Below are 17656 nucleotides of genomic sequence, written 5' to 3'. Positions count from 1 at the left end.
AACGCGGTTCCGACTGTCCTACATCAGGTAGAACAGTGGGAACAGGATCACCCACACGATGTCGACGAAGTGCCAGTACAGGCCGAAGTACTCGACCGGCCGATGATCCCGGAGATAGGCATCGACGGACATGATCCGGTAGAACATGAACGACGCGATGAGCAGGCCCAGGATGACGTGGAACGCGTGCAGGCCGGTCGTCACGAAGTACAGCGAATACTCGAGGTCGGTAAACCAGTAGATGCCGTGTGCGAACTCCAGACTCCACTCGTAGCCCTTGACCGTGAGGAACGTGAGTCCGAGCACGATCGTTGCCCCCAGCGATGCCAACAGGCCGCGCTTGTGCTCGCGTTCGGCCATGATGAGCGCGAGGACGACGGTAAAGCTCGAGGTCAACAGCACGTAGGTGTTGACGAGGCCGACGACCTCCGAGGGCGGTACCGTCTCGAACGTGCCCCAGCCGGCGTGCAGGCGCATGAAGATATACGCCCCGATGGCGGCACCGAAGACGACCACGTCCGACGCCAGGAAGAACCAGACGCCGAGTTTCGTGCCGCCGACGCCCTCGAACGGCCAGCGCTCGGCGATCGCCTGATCGGGTGCGTGGAATCGCTCGCGGCCGTACTCGAACAGCGTATAACCGAGGATCGCGATGCCGCCGACGAACAACATCGGGTGCAGAAGGTCGGTCGACCCGGTCTGCTGGAGTTCGGCACCGCGTGCGATGGCGAAGTCGGCGACCCAGGGCGTCAGTCCCGAGAGCCCCAGGAACGTGACGAACATGCCGATTCCCACTCCGAACGGCCAGATGCTCGCGTGGTCCTCGTGGTCGGCCTCGAGCGGTTCGGTCTGGGCGGCCTGCTCGCGTGTAGCCGCCCCGCCGTCGGCGGCCGTCGCGTCGTCGACGAACTCGAGTTTCCCGCTGGCGTAGCTTGGACGGTCCGGCCAGTTCTCGAGGGGCGGCGGCGACGTCGTCGCCCACTCTGCAGTTCGCGAAAACGCCCAGGGGTTGTCGGGCGCGTCGGGGCCCGAGCGCAGGCTCTTGCCGAGCGCGTAGAACATGATGAGATAGGACGCGCCGAGGACGAAGGCACCGACCGTCGCCAGCCGGTGATAGAGCGTGAACTCCGTCCCGAAATGGAAGACGCGACGCGGCGTCTCCCAGGCCATGAACATCGGGAAGTACAGCAGGTTGAAGCCGATGAAGTAGACCGCGAAGTGGAGTTTCCCGAGCGTCTCGTCGTACATTTTGCCGGTGATCTTCGGCCACCAGTAGTAGATGCCGCCGACCAGCGCCGTCGATCCGGCGACCATCACGTAGTGGAAGTGTGCGACGACCCAGTAGGTGCCGCGGAACTGGTAGTCGAGGACGACGGCACCAAGGAAGACGCCGGTGATCCCACCGAGGATGAACAACACCAGCGCGCCGAGATTGAACAGGAACGGCGTGGTAAATCGAACGCGCCCTTTGACCATCGTATAGATCAGCGCGAAGACCATCAGGTCGAAGGGCAGCGAAATCCCGATCGTCGTCGCCATGAACAGCGTCTTGATCGGGAGGTTGATCGTCGNGTATAGATCAGCGCGAAGACCATCAGGTCGAAGGGCAGCGAAATCCCGATCGTCGTCGCCATGAACAGCGTCTTGATCGGGAGGTTGATCGTCGTCAGGAACATGTGGTGCATCCAGACGAGGAACGACTGGACCGCGACGAGGACCATCGCGATGATAACCCACTTGCGGCCGACCAGTCGCCGACCGCAGAACGTCTGGAACGTCTCGAACAATACCCCGAGCGCCGGGAAGAAGACGATGTACACCTCCGGATGGCCGAAGAACCAGAAGATGTGCGCCCACAGCAGGCTCGAGCCCCGATCGGTCGCGAAGTACTGGGTCAGTAGGACCCGATCGGTGACCAACAAGAGCAGGGCGGCCAGCAGCGCCGCGAACGCGAACAGCATCATCCAGACGGTCAGCAGTATCGACCACGTAAACAGCGGCATGTTCCACAGACCCATCCCCTCCGCACGCTCGTAGTGGATCGTCGTGAGGAAATTAACCGTCGCGATCGTCGTCGACATGACGAACAGGACCAGCGCGAGGATCGTCAGGGTCCCGCCGGCCGTCGCCGCCATCGCCGTATTGTACATGGGAACGTTCAGCGGCGCGTACATCGTCCAGCCGCCGGCGAAGGCTCGCTCCTGAAAGAACGCGATGGCGAGGAGCATCCCCGAGAACAGATAGAACCAGTAGCTCATGGCGTTCAGTCGCGGGAACGAGAGGTCCTTCGCCCCGATCTGAAGGGGGACGAGATAGTTCGCGAACCCGAACGCGAACGGCGAGAGATACCAGAACACCATCAACAGGCCGTGGTTCGTCACCGACTGGTTGAACTCCATGTTCTCGAGCAGGCCGATCCCGCCGGACTCCCACATGTGCGTGCGAAAGAGCAGGGCGAGAACGCCGCCGACCAGCAGGAAGAAAACCGAGGTCGCGAGGTAGAGAATCCCGACGTCCTTGTGGTTGGTCGTGACCAGCCACCGCTTGATCGTCGTCCGCGGCGGCAACTCACTCATCGACGCGCACCTCCTGCCCTCCCCGCGTCCCGAGTCGCGCTCGCTGCGGGTCGGAGCCGCCCGTCTCGATCGCGAGTCGGCCGCCGAGACGGTTCGTCGGAGCGGCGACGAGATTCATAAGCACCATAGCCTCCGACGATGCTCCGTATCAAGGTGTCCGGTGCGTCTGCAGGCGATACTTGTTCGACCGTCGGTCCGACGTGTCGTCTCGGCCATATCGGCGTTTGTATGCGTTCGACCGCGATTCGTCTCGAGTCACCGAACGGCTCCGACCGTCTCGAACCGACGCTCCGCCGCTGTCAGGTCGAGTGGTGCGCCCGGTCGCTCGAGCACCCACCTATAGTAGCACCTGAAACGATCGACACACGAATCGCAACGCGATCATGCGATCAGGTGTACAACGACGTTCAGGTGCTACTATAACCCGGGATAGTCCGCGATGATCCCGTCGACGCCGGCCGCCGCGAGCGCGTCGAACTGGACCCAGTTCCGCGCCGTCCAGGCGTTGACCGTCCGTCCCTCGTCGTGGGCCACTTCCACGATGTCCCGATCGAGGTCGGCGTCCCACCCGCCGTCGTCGGCCGTCTCGAGAACGGCGTTTCGCGGCGGGTGGATCGCCTCGCAGTCGTACCGGCGTGCGATCTCGAGGCCGGCCGCGAGGTCGTCCCCGAACAGCGGGGCGGCCGCGTACGCGGCACTCTCGCGCAGCGCTGCGATGGCCCCCTCGCAGAACGACGAAAAGAGCAGGTCGCCGTCGAAGGCCGCACAGTCGGCGACGACGCGGTCGACGAACGGCTGCCAGATCGCGCGGCGCTCGGCGCACTCGGCAGGCGGGAGCGATTCGCCGGGTCGTCGCTCCCGGGTCCCGGGGTTTTTCAGTTCGACGTTGACGCCGACCGTCTCGGGGACGGCCGCGAGCAACGCGGCGAGCGTCGGGACCGTCGCGTCGGTCCCGAGCACTCGCGCCTCCCGAAGCACCTCGAGCGGCGTCTCCCGGACGAACCCGGTCGCGTCGGTCAGTGGGCGGCCGTCGCGGGACGCCGCGAGACGCTCGTCGTGAACGACGACCGGGGTTCCGCAGGCGGCCGGTTGCACGTCGATCTCGATCATCGCGGTCTCCTCGTGCTCGGCCGCTCGCGTCGCCGCTTCGACGGTGTTCTCGGGTGCAACGCCGGCGAAGCCGCGGTGGGCGATAACGGCGGGACGGGCCATAGTGGTCCGTCGACCGGCGGGGTAATGGAAGCTGCGGCGTCCCGCTCGAGGCGATGACGTGGCGCGTCCCGGCCCGTCTTTAATCCGGCTGCCCCGCGAACCGCCCCTATGACCGACCCCACGCTCGCGGACGCCGAGCGCGCCCTCGATCGCGCGGCCGACCTCGAAACCGAGGCGGCGATCTCCGTGTTACGGACGGCCCGACAGGACGTGCAGGCGCTGTCGACCGAGCCCGATATCGACGAGGAACGCCGGCAAGAACTCGAGACACGACTCGAGCAACGGCTCCGCGAGGTGTCGGAGCGCGACGCCTACGACAGCGGACTCGGGTCGGCGATGAGCCCGTCCGAGGACGACGCCCCCTGAGCGGTATCCCGACGGCGGGACGGCCACTCCCGCCGGTGATCCGACTGCTGGAGACTCGCGGTGACCGCGGCGTCCGCTGCCCGCCACCCACGGGGAGCCCACGTCCGCTCCGCCCGATTCGCTCACTCGTGTCGCTCGGTTGCGCTTTCCTCATCGCATCACAGGACGCGTCACCGCCGTTGATACCGGCGTTCGGATCGGAATCTCACCGATCGCTGCTCCGCTCGAGCCGTCCGAGAACCCGGCGAGATCGGCCGCGCCCCGGCCCTTTTATTCGAGTGCCGTCCCGAGAGGTGCGTATGCGAATTGCACTACTCGGCGGCACCGGCGATATCGGCGAAGGACTCGCGCTGCGGTTTGCACGCGATACGAGCCACGAGATCCTCATCGGCTCGCGGGACCCCGAGAAGGCCCGCGACGCAGTCGCGGAGTACGAAGACGCGCTCGCGGACCGGACCGACGAGATCGACATCAAGGGCTTCGGCAACGAGATGGCGGCCGATCGCGCGGACGTCGTGATCCTCAGCGTCCCGCCGTACTACGCCGGCGATACGGTCGACGCGGTCGCCGATAGCCTCGATTCGGACTCGGTGCTGGTCACCCCCGCCGTCGGCATGCAGGGCGACGAGGACGGCCTTCACTATCACCCGCCGGAAGCCGGCAGCGTCACTCAACTCGTCGCACAGCGAGCCCCCGACGGGGTCCCGGTCGTCGGTGCCTTCCACAACCTCGCGGCCGACGCGCTCTCGAACCTCGAGAACGATCTCGATCTCGACACGCTCGTCGTTGCCGACGACGACGCCGCCGCGGACACCGTCCTGACGGTCGCCAACGAGATCGAGGGACTGCGCGCGCTCGAGGCCGGGCCGCTGGCCAACGCCGCCGAAGTCGAGAGCGTCACGCCGCTGGTCATCAACATCGCGAAGTACAACGAGGAAATGCACGATGTCGGCGTGAAGTGGATCGGTGGAAGCAACTGATCTGGTTTGCACGCCGCTCGCACAGCCTTCGTGCGACTACGTGTGTCGTGACGGTCAGCGGCCACGAGAGGCGACGCCGACTCGGTGCGACCCGTTCGTCGCTCTTCCGACGCAAGCGCGAATCGGCACGGGACGGCGCTTCGGCTTCCCGATTCGAACGATCGAACGAATGAACACGCTAGTGGTCGTCCCTACGCGCCGGCCGACTCGAGGGCGTCCTCGATGTCGTCGCGCTGGGTGACGCCGACGAAGCGTTCGACGATACCGTCGTCGTTTTCGATGATCAGTGTCGGCAGCGATCGGACCTGGTATTCGTTGGCGATGTCCTGTTGTTCGTCGACGTTTACTTTCTCGACTTCGAATCGGCCCCCCCAGTCGTCCTCGAGCTCCTCGAGGATCGGATCCTGGGTCTTGCAGGGGCCACACCAGTCCGCGTAGAAGTCCTTAAGTGTGACAGTCATGCGGTCAACGCTAGTTGCCCCGCGCCGCGCATAAGGGTTTCCCACGCCCAAGGAGTTGCCGTGATCGGCGACGCGGCACGGTCGAAAGGTTTAGTTTCGGGGCCCCGTAGGAACGAGTATGGATAAAGGACAGAACACCGGCGGGCTGATGTCCAGTGCCGGATTGGTCCGGTACTTCGACTCCGAGGACTCGAACGCCATTCGAATCGATCCCAAGACGGTCATCGCGTTCGGCGTCCTGCTGGGCGTACTGGTCCAACTGCTTACGTTCGTCTCGTAACGCGGGTCCACGACCCCGCCGCTTGCGTGGTCCGTCGACTCGAGTAGCGAGCGCACTGCCGTCGCTGTTCTAGACCGATCAGCGACTCGTTCGCGATCGATTGCCGCCTCATGAGTCGGTCAGACCCGCACTCGCGTGTCCGCGCCGACGGAGCCAACACTCGCCGGCCTCGCGGTCCGCCCCGAGGTTCCGGACGGCGGCGATGCTCGAGTCACGAAACACGTGTGACGGACGCGGCTCCAGTACTCGGTCCCTCTATTCGCGTTGGTTTCGTCGTACTATCCGTTACCGGACACTCCCTCGCAGATATTGAATCTATCATGAACTTTTATGTCCTAGTGGCGGAAAGGGGGAGGTACAGATGTCGGTCGTACACGTAGCAGCCTGAGTTCGCCATTGCCGACGAGTACCGATCTCCGACGATACTTCAATCCCGACCGACATGAGCACACAACCACTGCAGCCACCGACCGACGCCGAACCGACACGAACGACCACTCGCACGCGACCGACCGCCTCGAGCGATGTCGCCGATCCGCGGACGGCCGCCGACCGCGCCCAGCGGATGTTTTCACACGGCAACACGGACCGACTCGAGAACCTGATCGACGAGTGGAACGCGGCCGTCGCGACCGCGGACACGGAACGCGGCTCGTAAGTCTGCGGTCAGCAGCGATCGCTCGAGCGAACCCAAACCGTCTTTGGAACGACGGCAGTAGAGTCGCATGGCCGATGACGATGCACCCGCTCCGAGTCGGACTCGGCATCCGGCGCTGACGAGCCCTATGAGTGCCGAGGCCATTAGTTCTCGATAAACAGTCGCCATGTTACAACCGCTCCATCATCGGTACGTCGTGAGAGGTCGTCCGCTGGGACGTACCATTCCTCGGCTCCGTCGCGGATCATGGGACCGACTCCGACCGAACCGGTTTTGATCCGGGTCAATCCAGTGGCCGAGAGGAGGATATTGGCGATCGGTACGTACGGTCACATGGTGGCTGCGAATATCGCTCCGAATCCAGCGATGAGGCCAACAAAACTGAGTAGCTGTCGACGAGCACGGACTCGAGTAGATGGGTATTTTCCGATGGGAGCCTTCTAGCCGGTCATGCACTCGAAAACGGAGGATGCTCGTTTGCTCGAGAGGCCCGCTCGATGAACCCGACTCGCGTCGACTTTGTGGTCGATCTCGCCTACGGGATTATGATCTTCGCTGCGGTCGCGCTCATCGTTGCGGTGGGGACCGGAATCGGCATCGCGTTCGGGCTCGGCGTGTTGGCTTCCTACGTTATCCACGTCGCGTGGAAGATGGCCCGGTTCGACCCCGATTGGATGACGACCGAGGTCGCCGAACGCGTCGAGGAGACGGTTAGCGATACAGTGAGTAAGGAAGTCGAAGAAACCGTCAGCGATACAGTGAGCAAGGAAGTCGAAGAAACCGTCAGCGATACGGTCAGTAAGGAGGTTGGAGAAACGGTCAGCGACACGGTTAGCAAGGAAGTCGAAGAAACGGTTAGCGATACGGTCAGTAAAGAAGTCGAGGAGACGGTTAGCGATACAGTGAGCAAGGAAGTCGAAGAGACCGTCAGCGACACGGTCAGCAAAGAGGTCGATGAGGTAGCTGAACGGGTCGGGGAGACGGTCAGCGAGGACGTGACCAAGACGGTTGAAGAAACCGTTACCGACACGGTCAGTAAGGAGGTCGAGGAAACCGTCAGCGATACCGTCAGTGAGGAAGTCGAAAAGACCGTCAGCGAGGCAGTCGACGGCTCGACAGACGACGAGTCAGCCGAGACTGACGCCGATTCGGACCGCGACGGACGGGATGAATCGCGTCCCTCGAGTTCGGCAGCACAGTAATCGGTCCGGGTCGGTCTCGTGCCAGCGGCGGCCGCGAGACACAGCGGACGACCTACTCCCGTGACGTGCGGAACGCGCGGACGGTATCTCGCGTTCCCGACTCGGCGTCGACCTCGCGGAGCCCGAGCCCGGTAAACACGCGGTTCCAGTTGCGGTGGTACAGCGGGAAATCGTCGTTGACGTAGCTCACGTCCGGCTCGGCCGACTGCGACTGATCGCTCTCGCCCTCGTTCTCGACGGTAACGAGAAGGTCGGCGGTGATCCGAGTCAGTTCGTCGAGGACCCACTCGGCGTCGGGGTGGAGGTGCTGGAGCGTTTCCACGGAGTAGACGGCGTCGAACCGCTCGTCCGCGAAATCGCCGACGACGGCTTCGATCGTGTCGTGATGGAACGTCCCGTCGGCAGCGAGGTCGGGATAGGTCTCCGCCATCACGTCGAACGCGTCGTCGTTGACATCGATCCCGTGCAGGTCCTCGAAGCCGTGATCGTGGAGGTGTGCGAGGTGGCGGCCCGAACTACAGCCGAGTTCGAGCACGGCCGCGTCTCGGTCGACGAACCGCTCGAGTCGACTGCGGACCGCCTCGCTGCGCTTGTCGGGGCCATAGTGGGCGTAATATTCCGGTGAGTACGCACCGGTCCGCTCTGCCCATTGGCGACGGACCTCGTTAGAATTCACGTGCGGTATTCACGGTGCGCACCTAAAGACTAGTCGACTCCACCCGCAGCGTCCGGTCCACCGTACAACTCGGATAGTGTTTATTTTTGTTGCAGAGGGGGGCCACCGAGAGATCACAGTTTGCAAAGGGGTTTTGCCTCTCCGGCTCGAGCCGAACGCGCCCCTCGATACGTCGAATGTCGAAACCGATCGGCCCGAAGACGACGCAGCACTCGGGACACGAGACGGATTCGAGAGCGGGAATACGATGGTACTGTCGAATCCCAAAGAGCCGAGACAAGTGCGGAGGGTCGTGATATCAATAGTAAATCGTTTATTGTATAGAGTTACCTACCCACGAGCCTACAGTCGTCGATAGGGGATTCGTCGAACGTCGACATATCGATCGAAAAAATATGAGTTATAGGTCTGGAGTCGAGCGGTTGATATACCGGCCCACACGATCCAATAATGTCTGGTAAATACGACTTAGTAATCGTCGGCGGCGGTATCAGTGGTGCGTCGCTTCTGTACACGACCGCGAAGTTCACTGATATCGATTCGATCGCCCTGATCGAGAAGGAATCCGAGATCGCAGCGATCAACTCCCACCACACGAACAACTCACAGACCCTCCACTTCGGGGACATCGAGACCAACTACACGCTCGAGAAGGCCGAGGAGGTCAAGGAGGGAGCGGAACTCCTCGCCGGCTATCTGGAGAATCAGGACCCCGACCGGGAGATGCATTCGAAACGCAGCAAGATGGTGCTCGGGGTCGGCGACGAGGAGGTCGCAGAGCTCGAGGAGCGCTACGAGGAGGAGGGCTTCGGCGACCTCTACCCGAAACTCCGGCCGATCGACCGCGAGGAGATCGGCGAACTCGAGCCGAAAGTCGTCGAGGGCCGCGATCCCTCGACGGATATGCTCGCACTCCAGACGCCGGACGGCTACGTCGTCGACTACGGCGAGACGACGAAATCGTTCGTCGAGGAGGCGAACGCCGAGGCGAACGTCGACGTCTTCACCGGAACGGCAGTCGAGGACATCACGCCGACGCTCGACGGCTACACGATCGCAACGACCGACGGCCGCTTCGACTGTGACGCGACCGTCGTCGCCGCCGGCTCGCACAGCCTCCAGATGGCCAAGGAACTCGGCTACGGCCAGGACAAGGTCCTGCTCCCCATCGCAGGGAGCTTCTTCCTCGCGGATGACCTCCTGAACGGCAAAGTCTACACCCTCCAGATGAAGAAACTGCCTTTCGCCGCCGTCCACGGCGATGCGGACGTCCACGACGGCAGTATTACGCGCTTCGGGCCGACCGCGAAACTCGTCCCGACGCTCGAGCGCGGCCGCATCTCGACCGTGAAGGACTTCCTCGACGTCTTCGGGCTGAACGCGGCGGCGTTCCTCAGTTACGCCAACATCCTCTCCGACCGCATCCTCCTGCCGTACGTGCTTCGAAACCTCGTCTACGATCTCCCGAACGTCGGCCGGAAACAGTTCCTGCCCCACGTCCAGAAGGTCGTCCCGAGCGTCGAACTCGAGGACATCGAACGCGCGAAGGGGTACGGCGGCGTCCGACCGCAGATCGTCGACACCAAGAACAAGTCCCTGGACATGGGCGAAGCCAAGATCGTCGGCGACGACGTCATCTTCAACATCACGCCGTCTCCGGGTGCCTCGACGTGTCTCAAGAACGCCATGCGCGACACGCACACGTTGCTCGAGTTCCTCGACGGCGAGTACGAGTTCGACGAGGAGGCGTTCCGATCGGCGACGATCGACAACTTCCCGCGTGCCGGCGATTCCGACGGGCCGAAAGCGGTCAAACCCAGCGCGGACGACTGAGCAGTCGGACGACGGCAGTTCCGTTCGGCCGTTCGTCTCGTGTCGGGACAGAACGTGCCCTGCAGCGAACCCCGGTCGACTTCTTGCTGAACCCATCGTGACGCCGCGTCCGCGTCCTATGGCGCTTCTCATACACCAGTATTGTCTTCTTAGAACAATATAATCGCCAGTGACGAAATTCAATTACTGTAATTTCCCACAGTTGAGTTGTATTTATCACTACTGACGCTGTCCTTCTAGCAAAAAGATATGGCTATGGGACACAGGAATGACTTATCCGTGTTTTCATTCTAGATTATTTCCTGTGGTATCAGAAGGCCGATTTACGCGTGTTTTAGCCCTGATAAGGGTCAAATAACATTTACTGTGGAGTTTTCATGATTGTGGTATAGATGAATTTCTACTCGGTCCGTACCGTCCCCATATTGGGACACAGAGGGGACAGTGACCGCTCCACCAGTGGCCGTCGCCGCGTGTTCTCGCTGCGATCCGGGACGCCAGTTCGACATCCTCGGTTTCGTGATCTCGCCCGTTTCGCTGGTCGGTCTCGCACGGTCCTCGAGGCCGGCCTCCGTCTGCTTACGGCTCACTGTTCGCCGACGTATCCGTAGCTGTCGTGCTGATTGGACCCGAACAGGGCTCGCACGTCATCGATGTCACCACGTGCCGACAGCGCCACGAGGAGTTTGATGCGAGCTTTGTGAGCGGGGAGGTCCGATCCGAACACGACCCCGGCGTCCTCGAGGGTCTTGGCTCCGCCGTCGGAGCCGTACACGGGGGATACGACCCCATCACGACACCGGGTCGTGACGACGACGACGACATCGTTGTCGATCGCGGACTCGATAGCGGATGCCACGTCGGTGGGAACGTTTCCGAGTCCGAGCGCATCGACGACGAGACCGTCAACGCCGCGGTCGACGGCGTGTCGGATCGCGCTTCCATCGGTGTCCGTCGATGTCGTCACTAACTCGACGGTCGCGGTTATCGTCCGGGCCGGGATCGTTGCCGAGAGGCTCTCCGGCTGCCGGTAGAACCAGAACCCCTCGGGTGTCCGTTCGGCGACGAGCCCGTAGTCCCCGGAATCGTAGGCATCGAGATTGCTACTGTGCCGTTTCGTCACGGCTCGCGCGGCGTGCAGTTGCTCGTTGAACAAGACGTAGACGCCGTCCTGAACGTGGTCGTGGGCCGCCGCATCCAGCGCCCCACGTACGTTCGCCGGGCCGTCGGGACTGATCTCGTCGTGGGTTCGTTGTGCCCCAGTCAGAACCACGGGCACGTCCACGTCGAGCACGAGATCGAGATAGTAGGCTGTTTCTTCGATCGTGTCCGTCCCGTGAAACACGACGACGCCGTCCACGTCGGCTGCGGCGGCTCGAATCCGATCGCCGAGTGCCTCGAGGTCGTCGGTGGCTAGCTCGGAACTCGGGAGCTGCGCGAGTTGGTCCAATTGCACGTCGACGCGATCGAAAACGCCCGAATAGGCATCGGCCAATTCCTGTACCGACTCGGTCGGCACGGCACCCGCTCCGGTCGAGGTGCTTGCGATTGTCCCTCCAGTCGCGACGACGTGTACGGATCGCATACCCGGTACTGATAGACAGGATACGTATACCGATTATGATTAGCCATACCCCGCCACGAAGGGAGAGCACGGCCGAGACGCGCCGCCGTCCGATGGCCCAAAACCGGATTCGACGACCGATTAGAGCCCGAAGGTGACGAACGCGAAGACGAGGCAGAGATAGACGATGACGATCCCGACCGCCGCGAGGGGGATCGACGTGAGGAGGTCGTACTGGCCGTTTACGCGCGCCCCGTCGGATCTGGTTCCGTTCTCGAGCGCGTCGGTGTCGATCTCCCCGTTGTCGATGGCGTCGGCGGTCGGCATGACTTCCGGGAGGTTCTTGCGACGAGCATCGAACTTGTTCAAGACGACGACGGCGACCGCGGTGAGTACGACCGATAACGGGAGCAGGATCATCGCAGAGGTGATGCCAACCGCGTACAGGAGCAACACCAGAACGGTGACGCCGGCCGCGGTCATCGCGAACGGGATCTGCGTCCGCACGTGGTCGATGTGGTCCGACCCGGCGAAGATCGAAGACATGACCGTGGTGTCGCTGATCGGCGAGACGTGGTCGCCCCAGATCGCACCGCCGAACAGGACGCCCACGAGAACCGGCAGGATCGAGAGGCCGACGAGTTCGTACCCGAGTGGAATCGCGAGCGGCGTCAGGATCGCCATCGTCCCCCAGGAGGTTCCCGTCGTGAACGCGATGAACATCGCGGCGAGGAAGATGAGAAGGGGCAGGAACGACCCGGGAATACCGCTGCCGACCATCATGTCGACGATGTACTCGGCGGTTCCGACCTGTTCGGCGGCGTGCCCGATACTCCAGGCGAGAATGATGATCGCGGTCGCGATCATCATCGTTTTGAAGCCGTTGACCACGGTGTCACTCGCCTCCTCGATATCCATCGTCCCGAAGCCGAGGGAACCGAGCATTCCGACGGCCATGAAGGCGAACGAACCGTACAGGAGCCCGAGCGCAACGTCGGTTTCCTGAAACGCGGTCGCAATGTCGACGCCCGGCTGATGACCGCCGCCGAGCCACCACAGGGAGACGATACCGACGACCAGCAACGTTAGAATCGGGGCGAAGAAATTGAACAGCGACGGGTTTCGTTCGCTTGGCTCGCCGATATCCGTCGAGATGTCGGACAGCGGCGTCGCGTCGTCCCGAAGGGTTTTCTTCTCCTTTCGCGACCGCCATTCGGCATTGAGCATCGGTCCGTAGAACCGCTGCGTGATCGAGATGAACCCGACCATGAAGAAGGCCAGAAAACAGTAGATGTTCCACGGGATACTCTGCAAGAAAAGCCCGAACGCGGTAATACCGACTTCCTCGGCCGTGAACCGCGCAGCTTCGAACCCGACGATGATCATCGATACCTGGTATCCGATCCAGTTCGACACCGGTCCGAACGTCGTGACGGGCGACGTCGTCGAGTCCAGTACGTACGCGTGCATCTCCCGAGACGTGTGGTTACTCTCGGAAAGTTCACGGGTTGCGTTCCCCGTCACGATGGTACTCGTGTAGGAATCGAAAAAGATGAAGATCCCGATGAGCCACGTCAGGATCTGTGAATCGCGGGCCGTATTGACCCGCCCCCCGATCCAGTTCTGCAGCGCCAGAATGCCGCCGGATTTGTAGATGAACGCGGCACCTGCGCCCATGAACATGATCAGCACGAGGAACTTCGTGTCGAACGGCGACCGAACGACTTCGACGATCCAATCCATCGATAGCGCCGTTGCCGCGATCGGGTTCCAGTCGGCGATCATTAATGCCCCGATCCAGACGCCGGCGAACAGCGACACGAGCACCTGCCGCGTATACATCGCGAGCACGATCGCGATTATCGGCGGTGCTAATGACAGCGCTGCGAACGGTAACGATTCGTATGACATACACTTGCTAACGTGATGTAGGCCCTATTTCAATCTTTTGGGTGATGGCGACAAAAGCGTCCGTATGGATGTGTGACTGAAGCTTTTCTGCGTGATGTTCAACTAGATGGTCGCAGGCCACGGAGGAGTAGTGTATTCTGCCGCCATAGGGAACGGAACCGTTCGCTCGCCCGAACCCCGGTCAGACGAGACCTTGTGACTCGAGTGCCGCCTCGAACTCGGGAACGACCCGGTGGAGGATGTCGGGGAACTCCTGGTGGAGATCGGTGTCTTCGATCCTGTAGGCGGGACCGGAGACGGTAAATCCGCCGATGACGGTTCCGGACGGGTCCTCGGCGAGGGAGCCGGCAACGCGTTTCCCGTGGATCGATTCCTGATCGTTGACCGCGTAGCCGCGTTCTCGAACCCGGGCCAGTTCGTCGTCGAGTTCGCCTCGAGACGTAATGCTTTGCTCGGTGATCTGCGGGAGCCCCCACCGATCGACGATTCGGTCGATGCGGGACGCGGGCAAGCGTGCGAGTATCGACTTGCCGATCGCCGTGGTGTGCATGTACTCGTAGTTGTTCAGTCGCGAACTCGGGTTCGCCGAACTCCCGACGGAGTCGAACAGCGTCACGATGCGACCGTTTTCCTCGATCCCGAAGTCGGATTCCTCGTTCGATCGGTCCGCGAGTTCGATGACGTACTGCCCGGCCAGTTCGTAGACCTTGCTGCGGTTCCGGACGTACATTCCGAGATGGTAGAACCGGGCCCCGAGCTGATACTCGTCGCCGCTGGAAACGACGTAGCCGTGCTTCGTGAGCGTAAACAGGTGTTTGTAGACGGCGCTTTCGGATAGATCGAGTGACGCCGCAAGCGCTGCCGGCGTCGCACCGTCCAATTCGCGGATGGTTTCGATAACCGCTAACGACGTGTCGGTCGTCGTCAGCAACTGACTCTCGTCGGGCATTGGCAAGTCGTTATCATCGATGTGCATAAATCCACGTATTATGGAATCATGGCAGTCGTGCTGACCTCGAGCCATCGGTCAGTCGCCGATGAGGGCCTGTTCCGGCGTTACAGCGTCCAGCCTCAGTTGCGACGGACGCGGTACGTTCTACTGGATATAGAATTCATAGCTACTGCCTCGAACGATATGGCGGTCGGGACCCGGCATCCGACGCGGCCGCGTCGAGACGGGGCAGCGGCAGGTCCCGACAGTGTCTCTGGGGTTCGGTACCTGCCACTGGTTACAATACTACGGATGTAATACTTCCGAGAGCCGACAGGGCTTTCACACCAGATTACTCCGTCAGAAAAGGAGTTCCACAGTGCGTAGAACACGCCTTCCATGCTCCGACGATCGTTCTCTCACCGGCACTTTCGTGATCAGGAGCTCCGTAAGCTGGTGTTCTGAAACGCTGTCGGTCGTGTTTAATTTGTAGCGTTCTGCCAGACGGCGAAGGCTTGGAGCCACGATTCTGCGGTTGATGGTTTAGCATGACTGAAACAGTTTGAGAACGAAGTGGTACGGCGTTCTATATCTTTAAAGATAGGTTCAACAACCTTCCGATTTCCGTGTTTTTCGTATCGAAATTGGGGTCCGTGTCGATGGAGTACTGTCCGGAGATGCTGTGCGCCATCAACGAGAAACACGGTATCTTCGACATCGTGTTTCTCCATGAGTTCTTGCAGAAACCGTTCAGTCAATGCGGTTGCAGCCGTCGAGAACAGCCGTATGGAGAATTCTGTTTGTTTCAGGATCGACTGCAGCGTACAGCCAATACCGGTGATCATCGATTTGAATCACGGTCTCGCCGAGCGCAACGTGATTCGGAGTCGCGTCAGTTGCTTTCGCGATCGCTTGACACCGAACTTCTCGAATTCTCGAACGGTATTTGAAAGCGACAGTTCAGCAAGGTGAAGTCGAATACCGAGCTCCATTGGCTGACGCGGTGTCCGCTCTCGCTCCACAACACTCAAATCGATCCAGTCGCTACACCCGCTGAGGCGGCCGATTTTTGGCATGGACACCATGAAATCGTACCGACTCACTGTTCACGCTTAACGAAACAGCACCCGCTCGAGTAGCCGAACCAGGATCAAAGCGACTCGTGACCGATGGTGGGCGGAGGTGGCCGCCGCTCACAGCCCTCCAGCGGGACTGTCTCGAGGGGATCGCGTGCCTCGAGCGCGGGGAGCGGCGGGGCGACGGCCGGGTCGAGTATACACCAACTGACGCCGGCCGGGCTCTCTTGCGGGCGCGCATCGAACGCCTCGCCGACGCCTGCGGGCTCATTCTCGTCGACCGTACTGACGGCACTCCGACGCGAGAAACCGACGGGTGACGACTGTCCGCTCGCCATCCCCGACGACGGTATCCGGTTCGTATGATCGAGTCCCGCCGTCACGGGTACCCGGTCCGAGTGGGACCGTCGTCCTTGAGCCTGTAAGCCCGACAATCCGGCGTTGTGCGTTTCCATCGCCGTCGCTCGTCTCTTCACCGGTCGCAATGAGCAGTACGCCGCTCTCTCGACGCCGCTCTCCGGTCTCCCATCGACGAGGCAGGAGTACCAAACTGGACCCAAGTTCGGATCGGTTCATCAGTGATGAGTTTGGGCGGCGTGTGGCCGGCTATTCAGAGTGCCGAGAAACATCGATAGTTGTGCATTGAACGCAAAGCACATGCTTATTATTCCGGCGTGTCAGTTACGGGGCAGAAACAGATGGCGAAGCCAATCGAAGGCGAGACGCGAACGTACGAGCGAACGTTCACGGTCGACGATGTCCAGCAGTTCGCAGCGCTCACGGGTGACGACCAGCCTCGACACACTGCGCCGGATGCGGACGGACGGGTGATGGTGCAGGGATTGCTGACGGCGACCCTACCGACGAAACTGGGAAGCGATAGCGAAGTACTGGCCAGCACGATGGAGATTGATTTCCATCGGCCGGTCTACACCGGCGAGCCGATCACCTGTCGATCGACGTACGACACGGTCGTCGAACGGGACGACCGCTACGAGTTCACGTCGGACGTGGTTTGTGAGAACGCGGCCGAGCAGGTCGTCTTGACCGCAGTGACCGAGGGAGTCATCCAGAAGGACTCCTGACGGCGGGGCGGTCGCCCGCGTCTCACAGGCTGATTCGCGACGAGGGCGGTCGAGGAGCCGACCCGTCGTGCCGTCGCTCTCGATCGGTCGGACCCGACCCCTTTAGGTCGCCCAGCCCTCGAGTGATAACTATGACCGCCGAGCCGCCGCTCGTCCTCGATATCGACGGCACGCTGACCCGCCCGGAAGGCTGGGGGATCGACCCCCGCGTGTTCGAGCCGCTGTACGAGTGGGACGCACCGATCGTGATCGCCACCGGGAAGGCCTTTCCCTATCCCACCGCCCTCTGTCACTTCGTCGGGATTCCGGAACTCGTCGTCGCCGAGAACGGCGGCGTCGTCTATACCGGCGACGATGTCCACTTCACCGCAGATCGGGAGGCCGCTCGAGCGGTCGTCGAGGACTACCGGGCCGCCGGCTACGACCTCGGCTGGGGCGCGGCGGACACCGTCAACCGCTGGCGCGAGACCGAGATCGCGGTCAGCCTGGAACAACCGCTCGAGCCCTTACGCGAGATCGCCGCGGAACACGGCCTCGAAGTGATCGACACCGGCTACGCCTACCACGTCAAGGACACCGACCCGAACAAAGGCGAGGGAGTCGTCCGGATCGCCGATCACGTCGGCATCGACCCCGCGGACTGCGTCGCCGTCGGCGACTCGATCAACGATGTCTCGACCTTCGAGACCGTCGGGCGCGGGTTCGCCGTCGCAAACGCCGACGAGGCGGCGAAAGCCGCCGCGGACGAGGTGCTTGACGACGTCCACGCCGAGGGGACGCTCGCCGTCCTCGAGCGGGTTCGTGGCACGACGTGACGCGGTTTCGGGGCCTCGAATAGCCGATTC

16 protein-coding genes and 2 pseudogenes are annotated in these 17656 nt (G+C 62.1%); 9 read left to right on the top strand and 9 right to left on the bottom strand.

Translation table 11 applies throughout. From position 1 onward, the window contains the following. Positions 1 to 18: 18 nt before the first annotated feature. The 3 genes and pseudogenes from C487_RS09900 to C487_RS09895 all read right to left on the bottom strand — a co-directional run bounded on the left by C487_RS09900 (position 19) and on the right by C487_RS09895 (position 3788). Positions 19 to 2576: pseudogene (locus tag C487_RS09900) on the bottom strand (cbb3-type cytochrome c oxidase subunit I). After that, on the bottom strand, positions 2569 to 2703 hold the full coding sequence (locus tag C487_RS21705) for a hypothetical protein (protein WP_275039936.1): 135 nt from the start codon (positions 2701 to 2703) through the stop codon (positions 2569 to 2571). The pseudogene C487_RS09900 and the gene C487_RS21705 overlap by 8 nt, the downstream one beginning before the upstream one ends. A gap of 290 nt (positions 2704 to 2993) precedes the next feature. Further along, the gene (locus C487_RS09895) at positions 2994 to 3788 is read right to left on the bottom strand and encodes a glycerophosphodiester phosphodiesterase (protein ID WP_006185606.1); all 795 of its coding nucleotides are present in this window, start codon (positions 3786 to 3788) and stop codon (positions 2994 to 2996) included. 108 nt (positions 3789 to 3896) lie between these two features. On the opposite strand from C487_RS09895, the gene C487_RS09890 reads away from it, so the two are divergent. Further along, positions 3897 to 4154 carry a hypothetical protein gene (locus C487_RS09890; protein WP_006185605.1) on the top strand — a complete coding sequence of 86 codons (258 nt, stop codon included), beginning with the start codon at positions 3897 to 3899 and terminating at the stop codon, positions 4152 to 4154. 299 nt (positions 4155 to 4453) lie between these two features. After that, the gene (gene npdG, locus C487_RS09885; protein WP_006185604.1) at positions 4454 to 5134 is read left to right on the top strand and encodes an NADPH-dependent F420 reductase; all 681 of its coding nucleotides are present in this window, start codon (positions 4454 to 4456) and stop codon (positions 5132 to 5134) included. A 191-nt stretch (positions 5135 to 5325) separates the two neighbouring features. Here the strand turns inward: npdG and C487_RS09880 are convergent, their stop codons facing one another. Further along, entirely contained in the window at positions 5326 to 5595 is a 270-nt protein-coding gene (locus tag C487_RS09880) for a thioredoxin family protein (RefSeq protein ID WP_006185603.1), read from the bottom strand. Between the two features lie 118 nt (positions 5596 to 5713). Between C487_RS09880 and C487_RS09875 the strand changes: the two genes are divergently transcribed. The 3 genes from C487_RS09875 to C487_RS09865 all read left to right on the top strand — a co-directional run bounded on the left by C487_RS09875 (position 5714) and on the right by C487_RS09865 (position 7735). Further along, complete coding sequence (locus C487_RS09875; RefSeq protein ID WP_006185602.1) at positions 5714 to 5875, top strand: preprotein translocase subunit Sec61beta; 162 nt, start codon at positions 5714 to 5716, stop codon at positions 5873 to 5875. A 442-nt stretch (positions 5876 to 6317) separates the two neighbouring features. Then, positions 6318 to 6533 carry a hypothetical protein gene (locus C487_RS09870; RefSeq protein WP_006185601.1) on the top strand — a complete coding sequence of 72 codons (216 nt, stop codon included), beginning with the start codon at positions 6318 to 6320 and terminating at the stop codon, positions 6531 to 6533. Between the two features lie 497 nt (positions 6534 to 7030). Beyond that, positions 7031 to 7735: a hypothetical protein gene (locus tag C487_RS09865; RefSeq protein ID WP_006185600.1), complete on the top strand. Its 705-nt coding sequence runs from the start codon at positions 7031 to 7033 to the stop codon at positions 7733 to 7735. Positions 7736 to 7787: 52 nt separating this feature from the next. Here C487_RS09865 and C487_RS09860 read toward each other — a convergent pair whose 3' ends face one another. Beyond that, a complete protein-coding gene (locus tag C487_RS09860) occupies positions 7788 to 8411 on the bottom strand; it encodes a class I SAM-dependent methyltransferase (RefSeq protein WP_006185599.1) in 624 nt (207 codons plus the stop codon). 450 nt (positions 8412 to 8861) lie between these two features. Between C487_RS09860 and C487_RS09855 the strand changes: the two genes are divergently transcribed. Continuing rightward, entirely contained in the window at positions 8862 to 10244 is a 1383-nt protein-coding gene (locus C487_RS09855; RefSeq protein WP_006185598.1) for an FAD-dependent oxidoreductase, read from the top strand. Between the two features lie 586 nt (positions 10245 to 10830). Here C487_RS09855 and C487_RS09850 read toward each other — a convergent pair. The 4 genes and pseudogenes from C487_RS09850 to C487_RS19550 form a co-directional block, all read right to left on the bottom strand. After that, complete coding sequence (locus C487_RS09850) at positions 10831 to 11829, bottom strand: asparaginase (protein ID WP_006185597.1); 999 nt, start codon at positions 11827 to 11829, stop codon at positions 10831 to 10833. A 120-nt stretch (positions 11830 to 11949) separates the two neighbouring features. After that, positions 11950 to 13719: a Na+/H+ antiporter NhaC family protein gene (locus tag C487_RS09845; RefSeq protein WP_175417007.1), complete on the bottom strand. Its 1770-nt coding sequence runs from the start codon at positions 13717 to 13719 to the stop codon at positions 11950 to 11952. Positions 13720 to 13900: 181 nt separating this feature from the next. Then, positions 13901 to 14668, bottom strand: a complete 768-nt coding sequence (locus C487_RS09840; RefSeq protein ID WP_006185595.1) for an IclR family transcriptional regulator — start codon at positions 14666 to 14668, stop codon at positions 13901 to 13903. Positions 14669 to 15132: 464 nt separating this feature from the next. Beyond that, positions 15133 to 15726 (bottom strand): annotated as a pseudogene (locus tag C487_RS19550) (IS6 family transposase). A gap of 86 nt (positions 15727 to 15812) precedes the next feature. Here C487_RS19550 and C487_RS19545 point away from each other — a divergent pair. The 3 genes from C487_RS19545 to C487_RS09825 all read left to right on the top strand — a co-directional run bounded on the left by C487_RS19545 (position 15813) and on the right by C487_RS09825 (position 17626). Beyond that, complete coding sequence (locus tag C487_RS19545; RefSeq protein WP_138653329.1) at positions 15813 to 16046, top strand: hypothetical protein; 234 nt, start codon at positions 15813 to 15815, stop codon at positions 16044 to 16046. Positions 16047 to 16424: 378 nt separating this feature from the next. After that, on the top strand, positions 16425 to 16811 hold the full coding sequence (locus C487_RS09830; protein ID WP_006185592.1) for a hotdog family protein: 387 nt from the start codon (positions 16425 to 16427) through the stop codon (positions 16809 to 16811). Positions 16812 to 16942: 131 nt separating this feature from the next. Beyond that, on the top strand, positions 16943 to 17626 hold the full coding sequence (locus C487_RS09825; protein WP_006185591.1) for an HAD-IIB family hydrolase: 684 nt from the start codon (positions 16943 to 16945) through the stop codon (positions 17624 to 17626). Positions 17627 to 17656 lie beyond the last annotated feature (30 nt).

It is taken from the genome of Natrinema pallidum DSM 3751 (genome assembly GCF_000337615.1).
GTDB lineage: Archaea > Halobacteriota > Halobacteria > Halobacteriales > Natrialbaceae > Natrinema > Natrinema pallidum.
This window is presented reverse-complemented; position numbering and strand designations above follow the sequence as displayed.